Annotated in this window: 1 protein-coding gene and 2 tRNA genes; all 3 read left to right on the top strand. The window is 38.2% G+C overall.

From position 1 onward, the window contains the following. Positions 1-232: 232 nt before the first annotated feature. Positions 233-304 (top strand) — tRNA-Glu (locus EKM61_RS11720). A 3-nt stretch (positions 305-307) separates the two neighbouring features. Then, a tRNA-Thr gene (locus EKM61_RS11715) sits at positions 308-380 on the top strand. Positions 381-1,135: 755 nt separating this feature from the next. Beyond that, on the top strand, positions 1,136-2,602 hold the full coding sequence (locus EKM61_RS11710) for a peptide MFS transporter (RefSeq protein WP_068222765.1): 1,467 nt from the start codon (positions 1,136-1,138) through the stop codon (positions 2,600-2,602). Positions 2,603-2,720 lie beyond the last annotated feature (118 nt).

Here is a 2,720-nt window from a genome sequence, read left to right as displayed (position 1 = left end):
ACAGAAGTTAAGCTTCTTAGCGCCGAGAGTAGTTGGGGGAGCACCCCCTGCGAGGGTAGGACGTTGCCATGCAACTAATTAAAAGGGCTGACTAACGTCAGTTCTTTTTTTATAATCTTAATCACTAGTAAACTATTTTTATATAAGTGCCAAAGGTCATAATTTCTTGTGAGAAATCACTTAAAACACCTTTACAAATTCTGGCTTTTCTGTATAATTATTAGTGTTGTATGGCCCGTTGGTCAAGTGGTTAAGACACCGCCCTTTCACGGCGGTAACATGAGTTCAAATCTCGTACGGGTCATTTGCCGTCTTAGCTCAGTTGGTAGAGCATCGGTATCGTAAACCGAGGGTCACAGGTTCGACTCCTGCAGACGGCATAGGATGAAATTATATGCATTATAAGAGCTTATACGATGGCGGTAATCACGCCGCTGTATAAGCTCTTATTTTTTAATCGTTTATTTATAATGATGATATAAATAACTATATTACAAAAGTACAATATAACTAACGCTTAAATGATATGGATTGCCCTTCAATTTAGCGGTTCATTTTTTCTCTAATAGTTTGTATTACCTCATAGTCTGTTTGGCCACCACGTTCAAATAGAGGTGGTAATCCGTGCATAGGGAACAGCAAGCATAAAATGCCATTTCGAACAAATAGAATTTAAAGTACGCTCCTTTTTAAAGCGAAACTACTACTCTGGCTAATATTTCGAAATTTCAACCGACAGCCACAGTGATAGTTTAAAAGGTAGATGGGCAACTTAAATGATAAAATTCTGACAATTTGATTTAGCGCCAGTCTGATCGTTACCGTAAAAAGTAAATTAGTTTCTTAAAGTACGGCCGTAACGGATTTCGATTCCTAGTGGATTAAGCACTAGGGATCTTTTTGTTTTCAATTAAATGTGACAGTGAGATTAGAGTTAGTAAATTCGATTGACGCAAACTTGGTAAGTGTTTTATAATTGCTACTATGTTTAATTCTAAGAAAAGGGTGTGAAGTTCTACTTAAATTATCATAGCACGGAGGAAACCTTAACTGTAAATACATAAACTATTCATAGTAGCGGTACTTATTGTTAAGAAATTAATGAGATTTAATAAATGGTGAGAGGAAGTTTAACTTGGAAAATAAGAAAGAACGAACCTTCTTTGGGCAACCGCATGGATTATCCACGCTGTTCTTTACCGAATTCTGGGAAAGATTCAGTTATTATGGTATGCGGGCAATTCTATTATTTTACATGATGGATAAAGTATCTAATCATGGCCTTGCTTATAGTCAAAAAACGGCTACTTCAGTAATGGCAATTTATGGATCATTAGTTTATATGTCAAGTGTTATTGGGGGCTTTGTTAGTGACCGGATACTCGGTAGTCGCAAGACCGTCTTTTGGGGCGGTGTCCTGATAATGTTTGGGCACATTGCACTATCATTTCCGGCTGGTAGTTTTGCTTTGTGGATTTCCATTGCTTTGATTGTTATTGGTACTGGTTTACTTAAACCGAATGTCTCCGAAATGGTTGGGACGCTATACACTAAGGATGACGTTCGGCGTGATTCTGGATTTAGTATCTTTGTTATGGGGATTAACTTTGGCTCTTTACTGGCACCAATTATTGTTGGTAATTTAGGGCAGAAGGTCAACTATCATCTTGGCTTCTCAATTGCTGCAATTGGTATGTTCTTTGGGTTAATGCAATATTATTTTGGTGGTAAAAAGGATTTAAGCGAGGCCAGTTTACACCCAACTGATCCAATTACTGCATCTGAAAAATGGCCACTTATTCGTAAAATACTTTATTTCATCGTTGCCGCAATTATTGTTTTCGGTATTATGGGGTTAATGGGTGCCTTAAACGTCAACAATGTTATTATCGTAATCAGTACATTAGGTATTGCAATTCCAATTTTTTATTTTGGAATGATGTTAACTAGTAGTAAGACAACAAAGGTTGAACGCTCACGTGTTTGGGCCTACGTACCATTGTTTATTGCCAGTGTTTTATTCTGGATGATTGAAGAACAAGGTTCAGTTGTCTTGGCGTTATTCGCGTCACAACAGACTAACTTGAACTTAGGCTTCATGACGATTGAACCAAGTAACTTCCAGACGTTGAATCCGCTATTTATTATTTTATACACACCATTCTTTGCTTGGTTGTGGATGAAATTAGGTAAACGGCAGCCATCAACACCATCCAAGTTCTCTTATGGTTTGTTCTTTGCTGGTTTATCATTTGTTGTCATGGTGATTCCAATTACGTTATTTGGGACATCGGCAAAGGTTAGCCCACTTTGGTTAGTTCTAAGTTGGTTAATTGTTGAAATTGGAGAGATGTTGATCTCGCCAGTTGGTTTGTCAGCAACCACTAAGCTAGCACCAAAGGCTTTCCAATCACAAATGATGAGTATGTGGTTCTTAGGCGATGCAGCTGCACAAGCAATTAACGCACAGCTGGTTAAGCTCTATACGCCAGCTACCGAGGCTCGTTATTATGGTATTATTGGGATAGTTACGATTATCTTTGGGGCCATTTTGTTATTCATGGTACCGCGGATTAAGAAATTAATGGAAGGCGTTAATTAAGACGTCGGTGAAAAGGTGTGTTAGTCTTATGACTAAGGCACCTTTTTTTGGGTCTCTGTCAAATCGTATTGGTGGAGATTTTGAACGGCACATTCACTTCGGTGAATGTGCTTTTTGT

It is taken from the genome of Loigolactobacillus backii (genome assembly GCF_003946275.1).
Taxonomy (GTDB): domain Bacteria; phylum Bacillota; class Bacilli; order Lactobacillales; family Lactobacillaceae; genus Loigolactobacillus; species Loigolactobacillus backii.
The sequence above is the reverse complement of the archived record's forward strand: the minus strand, read 5'-3'. Positions and strand labels throughout refer to the sequence as shown.